Source organism: Nisaea sp., from assembly GCF_017640745.1.
In the GTDB taxonomy this organism is placed as follows: domain Bacteria; phylum Pseudomonadota; class Alphaproteobacteria; order Thalassobaculales; family Thalassobaculaceae; genus Nisaea.
In genome coordinates, this window is the sequence record NZ_JAEPQA010000020.1 from 14,280 (window position 1) to 36,304 (window position 22,025).

Sequence of the window (22,025 nt, forward strand, 5' to 3'; positions counted from 1 at the left end):
GCGTGAAACGTTTCTACAAGACCGCCTCTGTCGGATCGTCGGACGGCGGATATCAGGTGCTGCTCGACGGGCGGCCGATCCGGACCCCGGCGAAAGCACAGATGCTGCTGCCAGTCGAGACGCTGGCGGCAGCGATCGCTTCCGAGTGGGAGGCGCAGGGGGAGAAGGTGGAGCCCGGCTCCATGCCCTTCATGTCGCTCGCGGCGACCGGAATCGACCGGGTGACGACGCAGCGCGAGGCGGTGATCGACCAGATCGCGGCCTATGGCGGCTCCGATCTGGTTTGTTACCGCGCCGACGCGCCGGCAGACCTGGCGGAACGTCAGATGGCCTCCTGGCAGCCGCTGCTCGACTGGGCGGAAGGGCGATTCGACGCCCGGCTCACCGTTACTGCCGGGATCATGCCGGCGGAGCAGCCGGAAGCGGCGCTGAAAGCGTTGCGTCTCGCCGTCGCCGCCTATGACGATCTCGTGCTCTCCGGCCTCTACCAGCTCACCACCGGGCTCGGCTCGCTGATCATTGCGCTCGCGGTGGTCGAGGGCAGGATCGATGCCGGGAAGGGCGTCGAGCTCGCGCTGCTGGACGAGCTCTTTCAGGCCGAGCGCTGGGGCGAGGATTCGGAAGCCGCGGAGCGGCGCGAGACGCTCGCCCGCGACATGGAAAATGCCGCGCGCTTTGCCGCCATGTGCCGGGTTTGACGCGCTGCACAAGCTGGGCCTATCGTTGCGCGTTAAGGGGAGAAGACGCACATGCAGGACATCATTCAGCGGCTTGAGGAAATGCGCGCGGGCGCGCGGGCCGGCGGTGGCGAGAAGCGCGTTCAGGCGCAGCACGCCAAGGGCAAGCTGACGGCGCGGGAACGGATCGAGGTCCTGCTCGACGAAGGCTCGTTCGAGGAATGGGACATGTTCGTCGAGCACCGCTGTACCGATTTCGGCATGGCCGAGAACAAGGTGCCGGGCGACGGCGTGGTCACCGGCTACGGCACCGTGAACGGCCGCATGATTTTTGTCTTCAGCCAGGATTTCACGGTCTTCGGCGGCTCCCTCTCGGAAGCCCATGCCGAGAAGATCTGCAAGCTGATGGACCAGGCGATGAAGGTCGGCGCTCCGGTCATCGGCCTCAACGACAGCGGCGGTGCGCGGATTCAGGAAGGCGTCGCCTCCCTTGGCGGCTATGCCGAGGTGTTCCAGCGCAACGTGCTGGCCTCGGGCGTGGTGCCGCAGATCTCCATGATCATGGGCCCCTGCGCAGGCGGCGCGGTCTATTCTCCCGCCATGACCGACTTCATCTTCATGGTGAAGGACAGTTCCTACATGTTCGTCACCGGCCCCGACGTGGTGAAGACGGTGACCCACGAGACCGTCACCCAGGAGGAACTGGGCGGCGCGATCACGCACACCAGCAAGTCCGGCGTCGCCGATCTCGCCTTCGAGAACGACGTGGAAGCGCTGCTGCAGCTCCGCCGCTTCATCGATTTCCTGCCGGCGAACAACCGCGAGAAACCGCCGGTACGCCCGACCTCGGATGTGATGGACCGCCCGGAGCTCTCGCTCGACACGCTGGTGCCGAGCAATCCGAACAAGCCCTACGACATGAAGGAGCTGATCGAGAAGGTCGTCGACGAGGGCGACTTCTTCGAGATCCAGCCGAACTTCGCCGGCAACATCCTCGTCGGCTTCGCCCGCATGATGGGCTCGACAGTGGGCATCGTCGCCAACCAGCCGATGGTGCTGGCCGGCTGCCTCGACATCGAGAGCTCCAAGAAGGCGGCGCGTTTCGTCCGCTTCTGCGACTGCTTCAACATCCCGATCGTGACCTTCGTCGACGTGCCGGGCTTCCTGCCGGGCACCTCGCAGGAATTCAACGGCATCATCAAGCACGGCGCCAAGCTGCTCTACGCCTATGCCGAGGCCACGGTGCCGAAGATCACGGTCATCACCCGCAAGGCCTATGGCGGCGCCTATGACGTCATGAGCTCGAAGCATCTGCGCGGCGACCTCAACTTCGCCTGGCCGACGGCGGAGATCGCGGTGATGGGGCCGAAAGGCGCGGTGGAGATCATCTTCCGGGGCGATCTCGGCGACGAGGCGAAGATCGCCGAGCGGACCGAGGAATACCGCCACAAGTTCGCCAATCCCTTCGTCGCGGGTGCGCGCGGTTATATCGACGACGTCATCATGCCGCACAATACCCGCCGGCGGATCTGCCGCGGTCTCTCGATGCTGAAGAACAAGCAGCTCGAGAATCCCTGGAAGAAGCACGACAACATCCCGCTCTAGAGAGAGTACCGGACATGCGAGTGGTCTATACGGAGGGGCATGCGGCGCACGCCCCGAAGCGCTTCATCATGCGCGGCGCGATCGGGCAGAGCCCGGAGAAGCCGGAGCGGGCTGAGATCCTGTTCAGGGCGGCGAGTGAGGCCGGGCACGAGATGGTGCGAGCGAAAGCGCATGGTGCCGGGCCGGCGGCCCGGATCCACGATGCGGGCTATCTCGATTTCCTGGAGAACGGCTTTGCGCGCTGGTCCGCCCTGCCGGACAGCGCGGACGAGATCGTCCCGAACGTGCATTCCGGCCGCAACATGTCAGAGCCGCCGCAGCATATCGTGGCCCAGGCGGGGCATTACCAGGCGGACACGGCCTGCCCGATCGGTCCCGGCACCTGGGGGGGGGCGCTCGCCTCCTCGGACGTGGCGGTGACGGCGGCCGATCTACTCGCCGACGATCTCGATGCGGGGAAGCGCGGCGCCTACCTCTACGCGCTCTGCCGCCCGCCGGGGCACCATGCCTATGCCGATCAGGCGGGGGGCTTCTGCTTTCTGAACAATTCCGCCATCGCCGCCCAGCGCCTGCGCGACCGGGGGGCGGCGAAGGTCGCGATCCTCGATGTGGACGTGCATCACGGCAACGGCACCCAGGGCATCTTCTACACCCGCGGCGACGTGCTGACGGTCTCCCTGCATGGCGATCCGGCGGACTATTACCCGTTCTTCACCGGCTTCGCGCACGAGACCGGGGAAGGCGAAGGCGCTGGCGCGAACGTCAATTACCCGCTCCCCCGCGGCACCGGGGACGGCGCCTATCTGGAATTTCTCGCGGATGCGCTCGAGAGCGTCTCGGCCTTCAAGCCGGACGCGCTGGTCGTCGCCCTCGGCCTCGATGCGTCGGAGGCTGACCCGCTCGCCTATTGCAAGATCACGACGGAGGGCTTCCGGCGCATGGGGCGGGCGATCTCGGAAGCCGGTTACCCGAGCCTGCTGGTGCAGGAGGGCGGCTATATCTCGGACCAGCTCGGCGCCAATCTCGCGGCGTTTCTCAGCGGTTTCGAGCAGGCCCGCGGCTAGGAAATCGGTCCCGCGCGGATCTCGCGCAGCAGCTTCCGCCGGATAGCTTTCACATAGTCCTGGTAGTCCTCCGCGGTGATCACGAAGCTGCCGGGGCCGGTGATGACGTATTCCTCGAAATAGCCGCCGAGATCGAGCACCTGGTTCTGGATCGCCAGCCCGTTGACGATCACGCCGGCCCCTCTCGCGAGTTCCCGCCCGTCTCGCATTGTGCGGCCGGAATTGTTGAAGCCGTCGCCGGAGATGTCGATCACCTGGCGCTGCCCTGCATAGTTGTTCGCGGCGAACAGCGGTACGGCGTAGAAGATCGCCGCCGAGATCGAGGTCGCGCCGGTCTCGACACTCCGGGGGGAGTCGGCGATTTCGGCCGCCAGCGCATTCGCGCTCTCGGCGCTGTCGATCAGCCGCCAGGGAATGCTGACCGCCTGCCGGTCGGCGCTGGACCATTCCAGCATGGTGACCGCGATGGCCTGGAAGGGACCGCCCTTGATCGCTTCCTGAACCTCGGGATCGCTGAAGGCAAGCGCGAGGCCGCGGAGCTGCAGGTCGAACTCGAACCGGTCCACGCTGGCGGAGGAATCGAGAGCGAGGACGAGTTCCACGTCGACGGGATATTCGGACTGCGCAACGGAGGACGGGGCGAGCAGCAGGAGGCAAAGGCCCAGAACCGCTTTCAGTATCCGCAAACTGTCACCTTCATGGTTGCTCTTCGGCTTCCGCCTCAGGGATGGGGCAGAAGCGACGCTTCCTTCCATGATGGGTCAAGCTCCGGCCCGACCGCAACCGGCACATCGCGCAGTTCACGGAAGAGTTTGCGGAAGATCGCGTTCCGGTAGTCGACATAGTCCTTCGCGACCTCGGCGAACGCCCGGTCGCCGCCGATCACCCGGTCCTGGAAATAGATGTCGAGATTGGGGAACTCGTTGCGGATCGCGAGCCCATTGATGGTGATGCCGCGGGCCAGCACCTGGGTCCTTGCGATGTGAAGGTCGAGGCCCTGATTGTTCTCGCCGTCGGCCGACATGTCGATCACCCGGCGGTAGCCTTCCATGCCGTTGCCGTTGAAGGTTTCGGCGGCGAACAGCAGGGCGTTGGCGATCGAGGTGGCGCCGGTCCCGATGGTGCGCGGCATGGACGCGATTTCGTCCGCCAGCTTGTCGGCATCCGCCGGGCCGGCGAGCAGCCGCCAGGGGATCGCGACGTTCTGGAACCGGTCGCTCGACCACTGGATCACCGAGATCCCGACTACGCCTTCGGGGCCTCCCTGGATCGCTTCCTGGATCATCGGATCCCGAAACGCATTTGCCATGCCCTGGACCTGGAGGACGAATTCCTCGTCATCGACGCTCGAAGAGCAGTCGATCGCCAGCAAGAGTTCGATATCGACCGGAATTTCGGCCCGGGCCAGGCCCGGAGCGAAGGTCAGGAGGCAGAGAGCAGTTAGGACAAGGCGCAGCATGGCTCACCGTGGCTGTTCTGGTCTGCTCCCATCCTTGCAGGACAATGTGAAGAATCCGTGTCGGTTGGCGGCTAATGTGACGGTGCCGCTTCGCTTTCCTCCCAGTCGGTTTCCTCGTCGTCCCGGAACTCGTCGAAATAGGGGTCCGAGAAATCGTCGCCGTCGAGCGGATAGACCACTTCCGGGCGGTAGATCGGCCCGTCCCGGTTCAGGAAGCTCCGGTAGAGCGTGAAGGACCCGATTGGGAATGGTGCGACGCGGAACGGGCTCGCCTCGCAGATCAGGCGGTTCACCTGGTCGAGCGGCGCGTCCTTGAAGCGGGCCAGGGTGATGTGCGGCTTGAACTTGCGGGTCTCCCGCGGCACGCCGACGGAGTCGAGCGCGGTGTCGATCTTGCGCTGCAGGTGAAAGAGCTCGTCGCTGCCGACCGTCCGGGCCCAGAGCGCCCGAACCTTGCCCTTGGTCTCGAAACAGCCAAAACCGTCGATCTCGAGGTCGAAACCGGGCTCGCGGATCCGGTCCAGCCGGTCCGCGATATCGTCCATCGCCCGATTGTCGACCTCACCGATGAAGCGGAGCGTGAGGTGAAAGTTCTCCTCGGCGACCCAGCGGGCCCCGGGAAAACCGCGCCGCAGACCTGTCAGGGCGGACCTGACATGCTCGGGCAGCGCGAGCGCGACGAACAGCCTGTTCATACAAGCTGCGTATCACGCCCGCGTTTCCTGTCAAGGACAGGGCATGCAGTAGAGATGATGGATGCGCTCGATCTCCTCCAGGACGTCGTCCGGAAGGGCCATATCCCACGTATCGATATTGCTTTTTAGCTGTTCCATCGTCGTCGCCCCGATGATGTTCGAAGTGGTGAACTGGCGGGTGTTGACGAAGGCGTTGGCGAGGTCCGCGGGCGCGAATCCGAACTCTTTCGCGAGCTCGACATAGGCGATGGTGGCGGGCTCGGCATTCGGCGTCGAATAGCGGGAGAAATTGCCCGGGAACATGGTCATCCGGGCGCCCTTCGGCTGCGCGCCGTCGAGATACTTGCCGCTGAGCACGCCGCCCGCGATCGGCGAATAGGCGAGCAACCCGCAGTTTTCCCGGATTGCCACTTCGGCCAGACCGACCTCGAAGCTGCGGTTCAGCAGATTGTACGGGTTCTGGATCGAGGCCACGCGGGGCAGGCCCATCGTCTCCGCGAGGGCGATGCATTTCATCGCGCCCCAGGGCGTTTCGTTGGAGAGACCGATATGGCGGATCTTGCCTTCCTTCACCAGGTCGGCGAGCACGCCGAGGCTCTCCTCTAGCGGCGTCCAGACCTCGTCCTCGACATGGGTATAACCGAGCTTGCCGAAGGTATTCACGCTGCGCTCCGGCCAGTGCAGCTGGTAGAGATCGATATAGTCGGTCTGCAGCCGCCTCAGGCTGTCCTCGACCGCCTGGGTGATATGCTTCCGGTCGAACTTGGGTTTGCCGTCGCGGACATGGGCGAAGCGCTCGCCCGGGCCGACCACCTTGGTCGCCAGGATCACCTTGTCGCGCTTGCCGCTGGCCTTGAACCAGGTGCCGATCACCTCTTCGGTGCGGCCGTAGGTCTCGGCGCGCGGCGGCACGGAATACATCTCCGCCGTGTCGAAGAAGTTCACGCCGCGCTCCAGCGCGTAGTCCATCTGCTGATGGCCCTCGGCCTCCGTGTTCTGCTCGCCGTAGGTCATGGTGCCGAGGCAGATCACGCTGACGCGCAGGTCCGTTCGTCCGAGCGGGCGGTATTCCATCGATATGTCTCTTCCGTTGATTTCAGGCGGGCGGAACGGGCCCGGAAGGGGCGGAGTTTAGTCGCTGTCTTTGCCGGGGATCAACGGGCGGCTGTTTCGCTCCGCGCAATCAACTCTTTCACGAGCGGCATGATGCGCTCGACGATCACTGCGACGCCGTCCGCCGTCGGATGTATCCCGTCCGCCAGATTGAGCGACGGATCGCCGGCGACGCCATCGAGGAAGAACGGATAGAAGAGCGCGCCGTGCTTCTCCGCCAGCTCGCGGAACACGGCCTCGAATTCGGTGCCGTATTCCTGGCCGAGATTGGGCGGTGCCAGCATCCCCGCCAGCAGGACCGGAAGGCCCCGTTCGCCCAGCGCCGTCAGGATCGCGTCGAGATTGCGCCGCGTCTCCTCGGGATCGAGCCCGCGCAACCCGTCGTTGGCGCCGAGTTCGAGGATCACCGCATGCGGGTCGGAGGCGAGCGCCCAGTCGAGCCGCGCCCGGCCTCCGGCGCTGGTGTCTCCGGAGACGCCGGCATTCGTCACTTCGACCGCCAGCCCTTGCGCCGCCAGGGCTCGCTGGAGCTGGTCCGGGAAACTCTCGCCCGGCGGCAGCCCGTACCCGGCCATAAGACTGTCGCCAAGCCCGAGAATCCGCGTTTCGGCATCCGCCGGCGCCATTCCCGCGTAAGAAACTGCGAGAAACGCTAGAAACCCGAGGAAAGCGGCGCGGAGCGTGCGCCATGCGGCGTTGCAATATGAAGCGCCCGCCCCATATCCCGATGACGCGCTTTTTCCCGGCATGTCCGGGGAATCCGGCCCGTCCTGCCGACGGATTATCGAAGAGGAACTCATGTCACTGATCCGGCTGTCCGACCTGCACCTTAACCTGAGAAGCGGGGCGGGCGAGGTCAATATCCTGCGCGGAATCGATCTCGATGTCAGCGAGGGCGAGACCGTCAGCATCGTCGGTCCGTCCGGCGCCGGAAAGTCGACCCTGATGATGGTGATGGGCGGATTGGAGCAGGCGAGTTCCGGTACGGTCTCGGTCGCCGGCCACGACCTTTCGAGGATGAATGAGGATGCGCTCGCCGAGTTCCGCCGCGATACGGTGGGGATCGTCTTCCAGGCTTTCCGCCTGGTGCCTACGATGACGGCGCTGGAGAACGTGGCCATACCGCTGGAGCTCGCCGGTCGTACCGACGCGTTCGCGCTGGCCGCCGAGAGCCTCGAACGGGTCGGCCTCGGGCACCGGGTGACGCACTACCCGGACCAACTCTCCGGTGGCGAGCAGCAGCGCGTCGCCATCGCCCGCGCCTTCGTCACCCGCCCGAAACTGCTGCTGGCGGACGAGCCGACCGGCAATCTCGACGGCGCGACCGGCGACCGGATCATGGAACTGCTTTTCGAGTTGAGTGAGCGCCACGGCACTACCCTGGTGCTGATCACGCATGACACGGCGCTTGCCGAGCATTGCGCGCGGGTGATCTCCATGGCCGACGGCAAGATCGTCGAGGATACCCGTCATCGCCCGGCGCCCAAGGTCTCGGATGCGGGCGAAATCGCGGACGAACGGCAGAGCGCCTGATGAAAAACCTCTCCGTCGCTCTCAAGATCGCCCGCCGCGAGCTGCGCGGCAGCGCGTCCTCCTTCCGGGTGTTCCTCGCCTGCCTCGCGCTCGGTGTCGCCGCGATGGCCGGCGTCGGGTCCGTTTCCTCCGCGATGATGGCCGGGGTCGAACGCGACGCGCGGGAGATCCTTGGCGGCGATATCGACATCCGCTTCAGCCACCGCGAGGCGACGGAAGAGCAGCAGGAATGGTTCCGCCAGTCCGGCCGCGTCGCTGAGACGGTGGAGATGCGCGCCATGGCCCGCAAGTCGGACGGCGACCGCCGGACGCTGGTGGAACTAAAGGGCGTCAGCGGCAGCTACCCGCTGTTCGGCGCGATGGAGCTTGAGAACGGAGGCTCGATTCAGGAGGTTCTGGCGGCGCGCAACGGCGTCCATGGCGCGGTGATCGACAGTTCGCTCGCCGCGCGGCTGGGGCTTGAGCCGGGGAGCCGTCTCAGGATCGGCGAGGCCGAGATCGAGGTCCGGGACATCATCGTCAAGGAACCGGACCGTGCCGTCAGTTTCGCCTCCTTCGGGCCGCGGGTGATGCTTTCCAATGCAGCGCTGCCGGAGACCGGGCTAGTGCAGCGCGGCAGCCTGATCCGCTTCCATTACCGCATCGCGCTCGCTCCCGGCACCGACGGCGCGGCATGGATCGAGCAGACCAATGCGAAGTTCCCCGACGCCGGCTGGCGGATCCGCGGGCTCGACCGCGCGGCGCCGGGTTTCGACCGGTTCATCTCCCGCGTGACCCAGTTCCTGACCCTCGTCGGGCTGACGGCGCTGCTCGTCGGCGGAGTCGGCATCGCCAATGCCGTGCGCAGCTTCCTCGACCGCCGGATGGCGACGATCGCGACGCTGAAATGCCTCGGTGCCTCGACCTCCACGGTGTTCACCGCCTACTTCATCCAGATCATGGTCGTCGCCTCCGTCGGCATCGGCCTGGGGCTGGTGTTCGGCGCCGTGGCCCCGCTGATCGCCGGCAAGCTGGTCTCCGGCATGCTGCCGTTCGAGGTTCCGGGCGGGATCTATTGGGGTCCGTTGCTGACCGCCGGTGCGTTCGGCTATCTCACCACCATCGCCTTCTCGCTCTGGCCGCTCGGACGCGCGGGGTCGGTGCGCGCGGCGCAGCTTTTCCGCGCCCTGATAGTGCCGCCCGGCGGACGCCCGCCGGGGCGCTACATCCTCTGGAGTGCGATCAGCGCTGCCGTGCTCGCCGTTCTGGTACTGGTCACGACCGGCGATCCGAAACTTGCCGGATCCTTCATCGCCGGCGCCGTCGGCGTCTTGTTGCTGTTCGGCGGCGGGGCGCTGCTGATCGTGAAGGCGGCCCGCGCGGTTCCGGCGCCGAAACGGCCCGATCTCCGCCTCGCCGTCGCCAACCTGCACCGCCCGGGGGCGCCGACCGCGAGCGTCATCCTCTCGCTCGGTCTCGGCCTGACGGTGCTGGTCGCGATCGCGCTGATCGAAGCGAATCTTTCCCGTCAGCTCAAGGAGCAGATTCCGGAGAAGGCCCCGTCCTATTTCTTCATCGATATCCAGCCGCATCAGGTCGAGGACTTCACCCAGACCGTGGAGAGCGTCCCTGGCATCACCAAGATGGAGCGCACGCCGATGGTGCGCGGCCGGATCGTCGAGATCGCAGGCGTGCCCGCGGGAGAGCGCAAGGTCGATCCGGACGTGCAATGGACCATCAACGGCGACCGCGGCCTGACCTACGCCGCCACCCCGCCGCCGGGCACCGATCTGGTCGAGGGCGAATGGTGGCCCGCCGACTACAAGGGTCCGCCGCTGCTCTCCTTCGACGCGGAGATCGCACGCGGTTACGGCATCGGCATCGGCGACACGATCAAGCTGAACGTGCTCGGCCGCGAGATCACCGCGACGGTGAAGAATTTGCGCAACATCGAGTGGCAGTCGCTCGGCATGAATTTCGTCTTCGTCTTTGCGCCCGGCACGCTCGAAGCCGCGCCGCACAGCATCATCTCGACGGTCTATGCCGAGACGCCGGAAGCGGAGGAGGCGGTGCAGCGCGCCGTGACCGACCGCTTCCCGAACGTGTCCGCGATCCGGGTGAAGGACGCGCTTGAGAATGCGGGGCGGATCATGGACGCGGTCGGCATCGCGATCCGGATTACCGCCTCTGTGACGCTGCTGGCCGGCGTGCTTGTGCTTGCCGGCGCAGTGATCTCAGGCCATCAGCGGCGGATCTACGACGCGGTGGTGCTGAAGGTGCTCGGCGCCACGCGGCGCAAGGTGCTGACGGCCTATGTCATGGAGTACGGTCTGCTGGGCCTCGCGACCTCATTGGTCTCGGCCCTGATCGGAACCGTGATCGGCTATCTCGTGATCGCGCTCCTGATGCGCGCGGATTTCGCCTTCGATGCGGTCTCGGTGACGGCGACCGCAGCTCTCTCCACGTTGCTGACGATCGGGCTCGGCCTCGTCGGCACCTGGAGCGCGCTGTCCCAGAAGGCGGCGCCGCTGCTGCGGAACGAATAGGTCCGGCCATAACTTCGCCTGATTTTCGGTTATGCTGGAAAGACCGGCAATGGAGGCATTCATGAAGTCCAGATACTTGACCGTTCTTGTCCTTGCGACGGCGCTCGCCGGCCCGGTCTCCGTCGCACGTGCCGCATCGGACGAGGCGCCGGCGGATACCATCGAGCGTGGCGCGCAGCTGGTGATCGACGGCCTCCGGGCATTCTTCGCCTCGATCCCGCAATACGAGCCGCCGGAGGTTCTGCCCAACGGAGACATCATTATCCGCCGGGTGAAGCCGGATGCACCGAAGCAGGACGAGAAAAAGGACGGGGACGACGGCAACAAGGGCCTGAAGCTCTGACCTGCAGAAAATCTTCGAAAACCGCGTATTCCGGGCCGTAAGCTTTTGCTTATGGCCCTCTTCATAAGCGGAAGGCGCATTCCGCGGAGGGGCATGCTTCTCCATCTTTGGATCACCGGCACCGATCGGCAGCCGGGCGATCACAGAGGATGGAGCCTCCGATGAAAAAGACGCTACTCGGTCTGACGGCCGCAGCAATCATTCTGGTCCCGCTCGCCGGGCAGACCCTTGCCAGTTCCTATTCCACCACGGATGCCTCGAAGCTGAGCGAAGCGCAGATCACCGAGATGCTCGCGAAGGAAGGCTACAAGGTGATCCGTGTCGAGCGGGAGGAACACGGCAAGATCGAGGTCAAGGCGACCCAGGGATCGGAACTGTGGGAACTCAACCTCGACCCCGCGACGGGCAAGATCCTGAAAAAGGAGCGCGAGGACTGATGTCCGGTCAGCTTCAGACGGAGGAGCGGGCCTGGGACCCGCTCGTCCGGATCACCCACTGGACCATCGCCCTCGCGGTGCTCCTGAATTACGCGATCGTCGACGAGGAGTCGGTGCTTCACGTCTGGATCGGCTATGTCGCGCTTGCCATGCTCGGCCTCAGAATGATCTGGGGCATTGTCGGGACCGAACGCGCAAGATTCACTTCCTTCCCGCCGAGCCCGGGTGCGGCGCTCGCCCATCTCGCGTCGGTGTTTTCCGGGTCACGGCAGGCTCACGCATCGCACAATCCGCTCGGTGCGCTCATGGTTTACGGGATCTGGGCCATGTTGTTCCTCGTCGGTGCCACCGGTATGGTGCTCGATATCGTGGGCGAACACGGGATGCTCGGTGAGGCCGCCGAGGAGACACACGAAGTGGCGGCAACGATGCTGATCGTGATGGCCGCGATCCATGTGAGTGGCGTTCTGCTCGAATCCCGCCTGACCAGGACCAATCTCGTCAGGCAGATGACCTGGCTTTCCGGCCGGAGCTCGAAAGACGTTTAGAGGAACCGGCGTGAACGGACAGACGACAAGCGGCCAGTCTCGCGGACGGACCTACGGACTGGCCGCCGTGCTTGTCCTGCAGGCGCTTTGCGCCGTTTTCTTCATCGCCGATTCCATCGAGGACCTCCGGGTCGACGAGCTCAACCTGCACAATGCCTTCGAAGCGGTGGTCGGGCTCGTCCTGATCATCGGCGTCGTGTTCGGCGCGCGTGAGATGCGCCGCGTGCTCGACCGGGCGGGACGTGCGGAAACCGCTGTGACGGTTGCCTCTGGCGCGCTCGGTTCGGTGATCGAGGAGCATTTCCGGAAGTGGGATCTCACCGAAGCGGAACGAGACGTCGCCCTGCTCGCGATCAAGGGTTTCGAGATCGGAGAGATAGCGGCATTCCGGAACACGGCCGCGAGCACGGTACGGGCCCAGCTGACCCGGGTTTATGCCAAGGCAGGCGTAGCGGGCCGCTCGCATCTCGTCAGTCTCTTCATCGACGACCTGCTCGGCGGCGCGCTGGCCGGAATGAAGGGGGCGGAGAGCGAAACGCCGCCCGCCGCCGCTAGCTGAGTCTTGCGACGGTCGCGCCGGCGGCGTCCCTCAAGGCAGCCGGGCCGGTCTCGAACACCGCGTTCGGCGCGCCGGCTGCCGCCCAGACCTTCCCATAGCCGAGCAGGTCTTCGTCCATCCAGGTCGCGACCGGGACAAGGTGTCCGATTGGGGCGACGCCGCCGATGGCGAACCCGGTGATCTCGCGCACCTCCTTCGGGTCGGCCCGCTCCAGAGGCTCTCCCGCCGCCGCGGCGGCTTTCGCTAGGTCGACCTGGTTGCAGCCGGAGACCAGCAGCAGTTTCAGCTCGCCGCTCTCCGCCCCCTTGAAGATCAGCGACTTCACGATCTGTCCGACCTCGCAGCCGCAGGCCGCTGCGGCCTCCTCGGCGGTCCGGGTCGATTCCGGCATGCGCAGGATTTCGGTGGCGAGACCGGCAGCTTCCGCTGCCGCTTTCACGCGATTGACGCTCTTGCTCATCTTCTTACTCTGCCGCGTCCTGATAGGCCTCGAGCGGCGGGCAGGAGCAGATCAGGTTCTTGTCCCCGTAGGCCTGGTCGATCCGGGCCACCGGCGGCCAGTATTTCGCCTCGCGCAGGGACTTGACCGGGAAGGCGCCGCGTTCGCGGGAATACTTCCGGTCCCACTGGTCCGCCAGAAGGTCGGACGCGGTGTGCGGTGCGAAGGCGAGGGGGCTTTCCTCGTGGGTCAGCTTGCCCTCCTCGATCTCGCGGATCTCGCCGCGGATCGCGATCATCGCCTCGCAGAACCGTTCCAGCTCGGAGAGCGGCTCGCTCTCGGTCGGCTCGATCATCAGCGTGCCGGCGACCGGGAAAGACATGGTCGGGGCATGGAAACCGTAATCCATCAGCCGCTTGGCGACATCCTCGACGGTCACGCCGGTCGAGTCCTTCAGCGGGCGCAGATCGATGATGCATTCATGCGCGACGAGGCCCTTCTTGCCCTTGTAGAGCACCGGATAATGCTCCTCGAGCCGGCGGGCGACGTAGTTCGCCGAAAGGATCGCCACCTCGGTCGCGCTGCGGAGGCCGTTGGCCCCCATCAGTTCGATATAGGACCAGGAGATCGGCAGGATGCCGGCGCTGCCATAGGGCGCCGCGCTGACCGGACCGATCGCGCTTTCCGGCGCGCCGAGCGTGCGGTGGCCGGGCAGGAACGGGGCGAGATGGGCGCCGACGCCGATCGGGCCGACACCGGGGCCGCCGCCGCCATGCGGGATGCAGAAGGTCTTGTGCAGGTTCAGGTGGCTGACGTCGGAGCCGAACTTGCCCGGCTTGCAGACGCCAACCATGGCGTTGAGGTTGGCGCCGTCCATATAGACCTGCCCGCCATGTTCGTGGATCAGGTCGCAGATCTCGGTGATGGTCTCCTCGAAGACGCCGTGGGTCGAGGGATAGGTCACCATCAGCGCGGCGAGGCTGGCGCTGTGCTGCTCCGCCTTCGCCTTCAGGTCTTCCATGTCCACGTTGCCGTTCTCGTCGCATTTGACGACCACGACCTTCATGCCCGCCATCGCCGCGGAGGCCGGGTTGGTGCCGTGGGCCGAGCTCGGGATCAGGCAGATGTTCCGTCCGCTATCGCCGCGGCTCTCGTGATAGGCGCGGATCGCCAGCAGGCCGGCATACTCGCCCTGCGAGCCGGCATTCGGCTGCAGAGAGACGGCGGCATAGCCGGTAATCTCCGCCAGCATCCGTTCCAGCTCCGAGATCATCTGGTGATAGCCCTCGACCTGGTCGCGCGGGGCGAAAGGATGGATGTCGGAGAAGGCGGCCCAGGTGACCGGGATCATCTCGGTGGTCGCGTTCAGCTTCATGGTGCAGGAGCCGAGCGGGATCATCGAGCGGTCGAGCGCGACGTCCTTGTCCGCGAGGCGGCGCAGATAGCGCAGCATCTCGGTCTCGGAATGGTAGGTGTTGAAGGCCGGGTGGGTGAGGAAATCGCTCTTGCGCAGCAGTTTCTCCGGCAGCGCGTCCGGCGTGCGGCCGGAGACTTCCTCGTAGGTCAGTTCCTTCATCGAATCGAAGGCCATCATGGCCCAGAGCCGCTCGACCAGTTCCTTCGTGCAGGTCTCGTCAAGCGAGATCCCGACCTTGTTGTCCTCGAAGATCCGCAGGTTCACGCCCTCGATCCGGGCCGCCTCGATGACGGAGCCGGTCCAGTCGCCGGTCTCGACGGTGATGGTGTCGAAGAAGCTGTCATGGGCGATCTTGTAGCCGAGATCGCGCAGACCCTGGGCGAGGATCGCTGTGCGGCGATGCACCCGCCGCCCGATTTTCCGCAGCCCGTCCGGCCCGTGATAGCAGGCATAGGCGGCGGCCATGACGGCGAGCAGGACCTGGGCCGTGCAGATGTTGCTGGTCGCCTTCTCGCGCCGGATATGCTGCTCGCGGGTCTGCAGCGCGAGGCGGTAGGCCTTGTCGCCGTTGCGGTCGACCGAGACGCCGACGATGCGGCCCGGGATCGAGCGCTTGTACTCGTCCTTGGTCGCGAAATAGGCGGCGTGCGGGCCGCCGAAGCCGAGCGGCACGCCGAAGCGCTGGCTGGTGCCGATGGCGACGTCGGCGCCGAATTCGCCCGGCGGGGTGAGCTGGGTCAGGGCGAGCAGGTCCGCCGCGACCACGGCGAGCGCGCCCTGGGCATGCGCCTTCTCGACGATGGCGGTATAGTCCGCGACCGCGCCGTTGGTGTCCGGATACTGCAGCAGCACGGCGAAGGCGTCTTCCGGCAAGCCGTCGTTCTCGTTGCCGACGACAACGGAAACGCCGATCGGCTCGGCGCGGGTCTTCAGCACGTCGATGGTCTGCGGGTGACAGTTTTCGGAGGCAAAGAAGACCATGCCCTTGTTCTTCGAGGCCTTCTGGCAGAAGGCCATCGCTTCCGCCGCGGCAGTGCCCTCGTCGAGCAGGGAAGCGTTGGCGATCTCGAGCCCGGTCAGGTCGGCGATCATGGTCTGGAAGTTCAGCAGCATTTCCAGCCGGCCCTGGCTGATTTCCGGCTGGTAGGGTGTATAGGCCGTGTACCAGGCCGGGTTCTCCAGGATGTTGCGCTGGATCACCGCCGGGACCCGGGTGCCGTAATATCCCATGCCGATCAGCGACCGGTTCAGGACGTTGTTGTTGGCATATTGCCTGAGCTTCTGCAGCACGGCGCTCTCTGTCTGGGCCGGCGGCAGTGCGAGCGGATCCTTGGAGCGGATCTTCGGCGGAACGGCATCGTCGATCAGGGCGTCGAGGCTCTCGTAGCCGAGGGCCTTCAGCATGACCGACTGTTCTTCGGTGCTCGGACCGATATGGCGGCGGATGAACTCGTCGCTTTCTTCCTGCTCGGCAAAGGCCAGTCTGTTGTCCGTCATCGCGCTCATCGCGTCTGCTCCTTCCGGCCCCGGGGCCGTGCGTCGTTCTTTGCTTTGTTGGGGCGCGGCCAGTTCCTCTCCGGAAGACCGCGCCCGTGGATCAGGCCTCGGTGTGGGCCTTGTAGGCGTCCGCATCCATAAGGGCGTCGAACTCGGCCTTGTCGGAGATCTTGATCTTGTAGAACCAGGCCGCGCCCTCGGGATCGCTGTTCACCAGATCCGGCGTGTCGGCGAGCGCGTCGTTCGCCTCGACGACCTCGCCGGCGCAGGGGGCATAGAGCTCGCTCGCGGCCTTCACGGATTCGACCACGGCGGTCTCGTCGCCCTTGGACACGGTCTTGCCGACGTCCGGAACCTCGACGAAGACCACCTCGCCGAGTTGTTCCTGGGCGAAGTCGGTGATCCCGACGGTGCCGATCTCGCCGTCGAGATCGATCCATTCATGGTCTTCGGTATAGCGACGCTCGCTCATCTCTCTGTTCCCCTCGGGTGCTTTGTTTTCAACGTTTGTAGCCGTTCGGGACGAACGGCATCTTGGCAGTCCTGGCCGGCAGGGCTTTGCCCCGAACGACCACATTTACGGCGCTTCCGGCGGCGGCATGCTCCGACGTCACGTAGCCCATCGCGACCGGCGCCTCGAGGCTCGGCCCGAAGCCGCCGCTGGTGATGGAGCCGATGGTCGTGCCGTCCGGCGCCTGGATTTCTGTGCCCTCGCGGGCCGGGGCGCGGCCTTCGGGCAGGATGCCGACGCGCTTGCGGGCCGTGCCCTCGGCGATCTGTTTCAGGATGATATCGGCGCCCGGGAAGCCGCCTTCGGCGCGCCGGCGCTTGCCGATCGACCAGGTCAGCGCGGCCTCGACCGGGGTCGTGGTCTCGTCGATATCGTGGCCGTAGAGGCAGAGCCCGGCTTCGAGGCGCAGCGAATCGCGCGCGCCGAGGCCGATCGCCTCGACGTCGTTCTGCGCCAGCAGCTTGCGGGCGAGCGCCTCGGCCTGATCCGTCGGAACCGAGATCTCGTAGCCGTCCTCGCCGGTATAGCCGGAGCGGGTGACGAAGCAGGCAGCGCCGTCGATATCCATCTCCATGCCGGTCATGAAGGTGAGGGCGGCCGCCGCGGGCGCGAGGGCGGAGAGCGCCATCTCGGCGCCGGGGCCCTGCAGGGCGATCAGGGCGCGGTCCTCCAGCACCTCGATGTCGGAGGAAAGGTGCGCGCGCATGTGGCGGATGTCGGCTGCCTTGCAGGCCGCGTTGACGACGACCATCAGACCGTTCTCGATCCGGCAGACCATCAGGTCGTCGAGAATGCCGCCCGCCTCGTTGGTGAACATGCTGTAGCGCATCTGCCCGTGGCCGAGCCCGTCGAGATCGCCCGGCACCAGCCGTTCGAGATCGCGCGCCGCGTCGGGGCCGGTCAGCTTCACCTGGCCCATATGGGAAACGTCGAAGAGGCCGGCCTTGGTACGGGTGTGCAGATGCTCCGCCTTGACGCCCATCGGGTACTGCACCGGCATGTCGTAGCCGGCGAAAGGCACCATCTTGGCGCCGAGCTCGACATGCAGGTCGTAAAGGGGAGTCTTCAAGAGGTCGGTATCGGCCATAAATCTCTCCGGTCAGCGTAAGGCATCCCGGCGAAATGCCGGAACCAGCCCCCTCTGTCGCTAACCTGAGAGATTCACCCGGCGAACTCTGTGCCGGGCTTTCACCGTGGGTGAGGCGGTTTCCCGCCTACTTTCCAGATTTTCCTCGCCTCGAAGTCCTTTTGCCTGAGAGTTTCCGGGGGCGGTTGCTCCTTCGGCGCCGGCCCAAACGCTAGAAGCGGGCCGGTCTCTCCCTCGAGGGTCGTCGGTAGTCGCGAAACCATATGCTCGCGACGGAGAAAAGAAAAGGGGGCTCTAGCGCCGCTGCCGCCGATTGTAGGCGAGCTGCTCCGGCGTCAGCTGGAAGCCGATCAGGACACGGTAGCGGTTCAGGGTCAGCTTGTCCGCCGTGTAGGGGATCCGCGGCGCGAACTCGTCGGTGATGGCGACGCGGCGCAGGTTGCCCTTGAAGGGCAGGGTGTTGCTGAAGGTTTCCTTGGCGATGACCGCGCCGGTCTCGTCGGCGATGGCGAGGAAATAGGTGACTTCCGCCTGGTTGTTCCGGTTCGCAGGCCCGCGCGTGGCGACGACCTGGAAGGCGACGTCCATCACCAGCTCGTTCTTCTCGAAATTGCAGATAGCGGTGAGGCCGCCAAGGCGGGCATCGAAGCGGACGTCTGTCAGGTCGCCGACCGCGCCGTCGGCGAAGGCCGTCATATGATCGAGATCGCTGACGAAATCGGTCTTCGGGCACCCCGGCGGCGGGCCCTTGTCCGAGGAGCAGGCCGCAACAAGGGCCAGCAGCGCCACCGGGAGCGCGATGCGGGTCACGAAGCGGAGACGCGGACGAGAAAACATGGAGCCAGCTCTGTCAGGGTTGAAACGCGGCCACACTAACCGTTTCACTCCATGCTCGCAAATGGCCTGGAGCCTCCTCGGCGGCATGGCCTGTCTTCTATGGACAAGTTCCGGAAGAGGGACTACATCGCGAGGCATGACCCGAGCCGATCTCACCATCTTGCTGGCTACGCCGCGCGGATTCTGTGCCGGTGTGGACCGCGCCATCCAGATTGTCGAGCGCAGCCTCGAGAAATACGGGGCGCCGGTCTATGTGCGGCACGAGATCGTGCATAACCGCTACGTGGTCGAGGGCCTGGAAAAGAAAGGCGCGATCTTCGTCGAGGAACTGGACCAGGTTCCGGTCGATGCGCCGGTGGTGTTCAGCGCCCACGGCGTGCCGAAATCTGTCCCGGCCGAGGCGGAGCGGCGCAAGATGGTCTATCTCGACGCCACCTGCCCGCTGGTCAGCAAGGTGCATCTCGAGGCCGAGCGGCATCTGAAGCAGGGCCGCCATATCGTGCTGATCGGCCATGCGGGGCACCCCGAAGTGATCGGCACCATGGGCCAGGTGCCCGAGGGCACGATCACGCTGGTCGAGACCCGCGCGGACGCCGAGACGGTCACATTCGAGGGCGATCCGGATCTCGCCTTCATCACCCAGACGACGCTCTCGGTGGACGACACGGCGGAGATCGTCTCGGTGCTGCAGAGCCGCTTTCCGAAGATGGTCGCGCCGGCCAAGGAAGATATCTGCTACGCCACCACCAACCGCCAGGAAGCGGTGAAGGCGATTGCCGAGCGCTGCGACGGGATGGTCGTGATCGGCGCGCCGAACTCCTCCAACTCCAAGAGACTGGTCGAGGTCGCCAGAACCCGAGGTTGCGAGAAGGCGCTGCTGATCCAGCGCGCCACCGACATCGACTGGGACTGGATGTCGGACGTCTCCGTGCTCGGCATCACCGCGGGCGCCTCGGCGCCCGAAGTTCTGGTCGACGAGGTGATCGAGGCCTGCCGGGCGCAGCGGAACGTCACCATCGAGGAAGTCACCGTCGCCCGCGAGGACGTCCGTTTCAAGCTGCCCCGCGAACTGGCGAGTTGACCCCGTGGCCGTCTATACCTCCGTTTCCGACGAGGATCTCGCGTCCTTCCTGAAGACCTACGATATCGGCGAGCCGATCTCCTTCGCAGGGATCGCCGAGGGGGTCGAGAATTCGAACTTCATGGTCCGGACGACGACGGGCACCTACATCCTGACGCTCTACGAGAAGCGGGTTAATCCGGACGATCTGCCCTTCTTCCTCAATCTGATGGACCACCTCTCGGCCAAGGGTCTGTCGTGCCCGCAGCCGGTGCGCGCCCGCTCCGGCACGGTGCTCGGCACGCTGAACGGCCGGCCGGCGGCGGTGGTGACCTTTCTCGACGGTGTCTGGCATCGCAAGGTGACGCCCGCGCACTGCCACGCGCTCGGCGGCGAGCTTGCCCGCATGCATGCGCTCGGCGCAGATTTCTCGATGGTGCGGGAGAATAATCTCTCCGTCTCCTCCTGGCGCCCGCTGCTCGAATCCTGCGGTCCGCAGTCGGACGAGGTGAAGGCCGGGCTCTATGCCTTTCTCGAGGCAGAGATCGACTTTCTGGAGAAGAACTGGCCGAAGGACCTGCCGCGCGGTGTGGTCCATGCCGATCTTTTCCCGGACAATGTCTTCTTCCTCGGCGACAGGCTGTCGGGCTTCATCGACTTCTATTTCGCCTGCACCGACATGCTGGTCTACGACCTCGCGATCTGCCTCAACGCCTGGTGCTTCGAGACCGACGGCAGCTTCAACGTGACCAAGGCGCGGCAGATGATCTCGTCCTACGACGCGGTCCGCAAACTCTCGAAAGCCGAACTGGACGCGCTTCCGGTGCTCGCCCGCGGCTCCGCCACGCGCTTCCTGCTGACCCGGCTCTATGACTGGATCAATCACCCGGAAGGCGCTTTCGTGAAGCCGAAGGACCCGATGGAATATCACCGCAAGCTGAGCTTCCATCAGACCGTCTCCTCGAGCGCGGGTTACGGCATCTGATGGCGTCCAAGAGAGTCGAGATCTTCACGGACGGTGCCTGCAGCGGCAATCCCGGACCGGGCGGCTGGGGCGCGATCCTGCGCTACGGCGAGGCGGAGAAGGAACTCTCCGGCGGCGAGAAGGAAACCACCAACAACCGCATGGAGCTGATGGCGGCGATCACCGCGCTGGAGACGCTGACCCGTCCTATGCATGTCGATCTCTATACCGACAGCACCTATGTCCGCGACGGTATCACCAAGTGGATCCACGGCTGGAAGAAGCGCGACTGGCGCACCGCCGACAAGAAGCCGGTGAAGAACGTGGAGCTCTGGCAGCGGCTCGAAGCCGCCTGCGGACGGCACGAGATCGATTGGCACTGGGTCAAGGGCCATGCCGGCCACCCGGAGAACGAGCGCGCGGACGAACTGGCCCGCCTGGCCATACCGTGAGCGCCACTGCCGTTGAGAAAACCCGCTGGGACATCGTGACCCTCGCGGTCCTGGCTGGCGTCGTTTCCGCGCTGCAGGTCGGCAAGGTGCCGCCGGCGCTGCCGGAACTGCGTGCCGATCTCGGGTTGTCGCTGGTCGGCGGCGGCTGGCTCGCATCGCTTCTGCATGTCTTCGCGGCTGTCCTTGCCATCGGCATGAGCATGGCGACGGACCGGGTCGGACCGGCGCGCCTTCTGGTCTGGGCGATGCTGATCATGGCGGCGGGGTCAGCCCTTGGCGTCCTCTCCGGCTCGGCGGCTTTGCTGTTCGCCGGTCGTGCGCTCGAAAGTCTCGGGTTCCTCGCCACCTCGATCGCCGCGCCGACCCTGATCGTCGCGGCGTCCCGCCCGCGGGACCGTTCCCTCGCACTCGGCTACTGGTCGGCCTATTTCCCGGTCGGCGCGGCCATCGCCATGGTCGCCGCACCGGTCTTTCTCGGCGAATGGGGCTGGCGCGGGCTCTGGTTCGCCGACTCGGTCATCTGCATCGCCATGGCTCTGTTTCTCTGGATCATGGTCCGGCCGGGGCGCTGGTCCGGAGTCCCGCAGCCGCACCGTGGCCGTGGTCTCCGCGACGTCCTCCAGACGCTGCGGCTGCCTGCGCCCTATCTCTTCGCGCTCGCCTTCTTCTTCTATGCCTGCGCGGTCTTCGCCCTGATGACCTGGATGCCGACCTTCCTGATCGAGCGGCTTGGCTATTCGCTCGAGCGCGCAGCGCTGCTGGGGGCACTCGTCGTACTGGTCAACGTGGTCGGCAATCTCGGGGCGGCCTGGCTGATGCATCGCGGCCTGCCCCGCTGGGTCATCATCGCGATCAGCTTCCTCGGCGCGATCGGGACGGCATGGTTCGTCTTTGCCGGAAGCGCGCCGGATCTGCTCCGCGTGCCCGCCGCTGTGGCGATGTCCTGCATCTGCGGCGTGCTGCCGGCGGCCTGCCTCGCCGGCGCGCCGGCTCATGCCCGGAACGCCACCGAGGTCGCGACCTGCAGCGGCGTCGTGGTGCATGGCTCCAATCTCGGCAACCTGCTGGCGGCGCCGATCTTCGCGACCGTGGTGACCTATTTCGGCGGCTGGTCCAACGGCCATCTGCCGATGATCGGCGTCGGCCTCCTCGGCCTGCTGGTTGCCGCCGCCGTGCGCTCGGTCGACCGGGTGCGTTAGGGGC

The 22,025-nt window shown here is 65.8% G+C and carries 23 protein-coding genes and 2 riboswitches; of the genes, 13 read left to right on the top strand and 10 right to left on the bottom strand.

The genetic code is table 11. The annotated features are described in order from the left end of the window. Window positions 1-2 precede the first annotated feature (2 nt). From JJ959_RS14520 to JJ959_RS14530, 3 genes are read left to right on the top strand one after another with little or no spacing between them, the layout of a single operon-like run. On the top strand, window positions 3-698 hold the full coding sequence (locus JJ959_RS14520) for an ATP12 family protein (RefSeq protein ID WP_292884832.1): 696 nt from the start codon (window positions 3-5) through the stop codon (window positions 696-698). 51 nt (window positions 699-749) lie between these two features. Next, window positions 750-2,282 carry an acyl-CoA carboxylase subunit beta gene (locus JJ959_RS14525; RefSeq protein WP_292884834.1) on the top strand — a complete coding sequence of 511 codons (1,533 nt, stop codon included), beginning with the start codon at window positions 750-752 and terminating at the stop codon, window positions 2,280-2,282. 14 nt (window positions 2,283-2,296) lie between these two features. After that, the gene (locus JJ959_RS14530) at window positions 2,297-3,346 is read left to right on the top strand and encodes a histone deacetylase family protein (protein ID WP_292884837.1); all 1,050 of its coding nucleotides are present in this window, start codon (window positions 2,297-2,299) and stop codon (window positions 3,344-3,346) included. Here JJ959_RS14530 and JJ959_RS14535 read toward each other — a convergent pair. The 5 genes from JJ959_RS14535 to JJ959_RS14555 all read right to left on the bottom strand — a co-directional run bounded on the left by JJ959_RS14535 (window position 3,343) and on the right by JJ959_RS14555 (window position 7,239). Continuing rightward, window positions 3,343-4,032, bottom strand: a complete 690-nt coding sequence (locus JJ959_RS14535; protein ID WP_292884841.1) for a DUF1194 domain-containing protein — start codon at window positions 4,030-4,032, stop codon at window positions 3,343-3,345. The genes JJ959_RS14530 and JJ959_RS14535 overlap by 4 nt on opposite strands. A gap of 35 nt (window positions 4,033-4,067) precedes the next feature. Next, a complete protein-coding gene (locus tag JJ959_RS14540) occupies window positions 4,068-4,805 on the bottom strand; it encodes a DUF1194 domain-containing protein (RefSeq protein WP_292884844.1) in 738 nt (245 codons plus the stop codon). A gap of 71 nt (window positions 4,806-4,876) precedes the next feature. Continuing rightward, entirely contained in the window at window positions 4,877-5,500 is a 624-nt protein-coding gene (thpR, locus tag JJ959_RS14545; RefSeq protein ID WP_292884847.1) for an RNA 2',3'-cyclic phosphodiesterase, read from the bottom strand. A 30-nt stretch (window positions 5,501-5,530) separates the two neighbouring features. Continuing rightward, entirely contained in the window at window positions 5,531-6,574 is a 1,044-nt protein-coding gene (locus JJ959_RS14550; protein ID WP_292884849.1) for an NADP(H)-dependent aldo-keto reductase, read from the bottom strand. Between the two features lie 80 nt (window positions 6,575-6,654). Further along, a complete protein-coding gene (locus JJ959_RS14555) occupies window positions 6,655-7,239 on the bottom strand; it encodes an arylesterase (RefSeq protein WP_292884852.1) in 585 nt (194 codons plus the stop codon). Window positions 7,240-7,411: 172 nt separating this feature from the next. On the opposite strand from JJ959_RS14555, the gene JJ959_RS14560 reads away from it, so the two are divergent. From JJ959_RS14560 to JJ959_RS14585, 6 genes are all read left to right on the top strand, one after another. Beyond that, window positions 7,412-8,146: an ABC transporter ATP-binding protein gene (locus tag JJ959_RS14560; RefSeq protein ID WP_292884855.1), complete on the top strand. Its 735-nt coding sequence runs from the start codon at window positions 7,412-7,414 to the stop codon at window positions 8,144-8,146. Next, complete coding sequence (locus tag JJ959_RS14565) at window positions 8,146-10,671, top strand: FtsX-like permease family protein (protein WP_292884859.1); 2,526 nt, start codon at window positions 8,146-8,148, stop codon at window positions 10,669-10,671. The genes JJ959_RS14560 and JJ959_RS14565 overlap by 1 nt, the downstream gene beginning before the upstream one ends. Before the next feature lie 61 nt (window positions 10,672-10,732). Next, on the top strand, window positions 10,733-11,014 hold the full coding sequence (locus JJ959_RS14570) for a hypothetical protein (RefSeq protein WP_292884862.1): 282 nt from the start codon (window positions 10,733-10,735) through the stop codon (window positions 11,012-11,014). 161 nt (window positions 11,015-11,175) lie between these two features. Beyond that, window positions 11,176-11,451, top strand: coding sequence for a PepSY domain-containing protein (locus tag JJ959_RS14575; protein WP_292884865.1), 276 nt, complete (start codon window positions 11,176-11,178; stop codon window positions 11,449-11,451). Continuing rightward, a complete protein-coding gene (locus JJ959_RS14580) occupies window positions 11,451-11,999 on the top strand; it encodes a cytochrome b/b6 domain-containing protein (RefSeq protein WP_292884867.1) in 549 nt (182 codons plus the stop codon). Before JJ959_RS14575 ends, JJ959_RS14580 begins: the two co-directional genes overlap by 1 nt. 10 nt (window positions 12,000-12,009) lie before the next feature. Beyond that, on the top strand, window positions 12,010-12,558 hold the full coding sequence (locus tag JJ959_RS14585; RefSeq protein WP_292884870.1) for a LuxR C-terminal-related transcriptional regulator: 549 nt from the start codon (window positions 12,010-12,012) through the stop codon (window positions 12,556-12,558). Here JJ959_RS14585 and JJ959_RS14590 read toward each other — a convergent pair. From JJ959_RS14590 to JJ959_RS14610, 5 genes are all read right to left on the bottom strand, one after another. Then, on the bottom strand, window positions 12,551-13,018 hold the full coding sequence (locus JJ959_RS14590) for a YbaK/EbsC family protein (RefSeq protein ID WP_292884873.1): 468 nt from the start codon (window positions 13,016-13,018) through the stop codon (window positions 12,551-12,553). The genes JJ959_RS14585 and JJ959_RS14590 overlap by 8 nt on opposite strands. Before the next feature lie 4 nt (window positions 13,019-13,022). Further along, window positions 13,023-15,911, bottom strand: a complete 2,889-nt coding sequence (gene gcvP / locus JJ959_RS14595; RefSeq protein ID WP_292885021.1) for an aminomethyl-transferring glycine dehydrogenase — start codon at window positions 15,909-15,911, stop codon at window positions 13,023-13,025. A 100-nt stretch (window positions 15,912-16,011) separates the two neighbouring features. Next, entirely contained in the window at window positions 16,012-16,383 is a 372-nt protein-coding gene (gene gcvH, locus JJ959_RS14600; protein ID WP_292884876.1) for a glycine cleavage system protein GcvH, read from the bottom strand. Between the two features lie 28 nt (window positions 16,384-16,411). Next, entirely contained in the window at window positions 16,412-17,509 is a 1,098-nt protein-coding gene (gcvT, locus tag JJ959_RS14605; protein ID WP_292884879.1) for a glycine cleavage system aminomethyltransferase GcvT, read from the bottom strand. Window positions 17,510-17,562: 53 nt separating this feature from the next. Next, window positions 17,563-17,648: riboswitch (glycine riboswitch) on the bottom strand. A 4-nt stretch (window positions 17,649-17,652) separates the two neighbouring features. Then, a riboswitch (glycine riboswitch) is annotated at window positions 17,653-17,754 on the bottom strand. A gap of 49 nt (window positions 17,755-17,803) precedes the next feature. Further along, window positions 17,804-18,346, bottom strand: coding sequence for a hypothetical protein (locus tag JJ959_RS14610; protein WP_292884882.1), 543 nt, complete (start codon window positions 18,344-18,346; stop codon window positions 17,804-17,806). 136 nt (window positions 18,347-18,482) lie between these two features. On the opposite strand from JJ959_RS14610, the gene ispH reads away from it, so the two are divergent. Genes ispH through JJ959_RS14630 form a run of 4 tightly spaced genes read left to right on the top strand, consistent with a single transcriptional unit; the run spans window position 18,483 to window position 22,021 of the window. Then, entirely contained in the window at window positions 18,483-19,427 is a 945-nt protein-coding gene (ispH, locus tag JJ959_RS14615; RefSeq protein WP_292884885.1) for a 4-hydroxy-3-methylbut-2-enyl diphosphate reductase, read from the top strand. 4 nt (window positions 19,428-19,431) lie between these two features. After that, the gene (locus tag JJ959_RS14620; protein WP_292884888.1) at window positions 19,432-20,391 is read left to right on the top strand and encodes a homoserine kinase; all 960 of its coding nucleotides are present in this window, start codon (window positions 19,432-19,434) and stop codon (window positions 20,389-20,391) included. Then, on the top strand, window positions 20,391-20,822 hold the full coding sequence (gene rnhA / locus JJ959_RS14625; protein WP_292884891.1) for a ribonuclease HI: 432 nt from the start codon (window positions 20,391-20,393) through the stop codon (window positions 20,820-20,822). Before JJ959_RS14620 ends, rnhA begins: the two co-directional genes overlap by 1 nt. Continuing rightward, window positions 20,819-22,021: an MFS transporter gene (locus JJ959_RS14630; RefSeq protein WP_292884894.1), complete on the top strand. Its 1,203-nt coding sequence runs from the start codon at window positions 20,819-20,821 to the stop codon at window positions 22,019-22,021. Before rnhA ends, JJ959_RS14630 begins: the two co-directional genes overlap by 4 nt. Window positions 22,022-22,025: the final 4 nt, after the last annotated feature.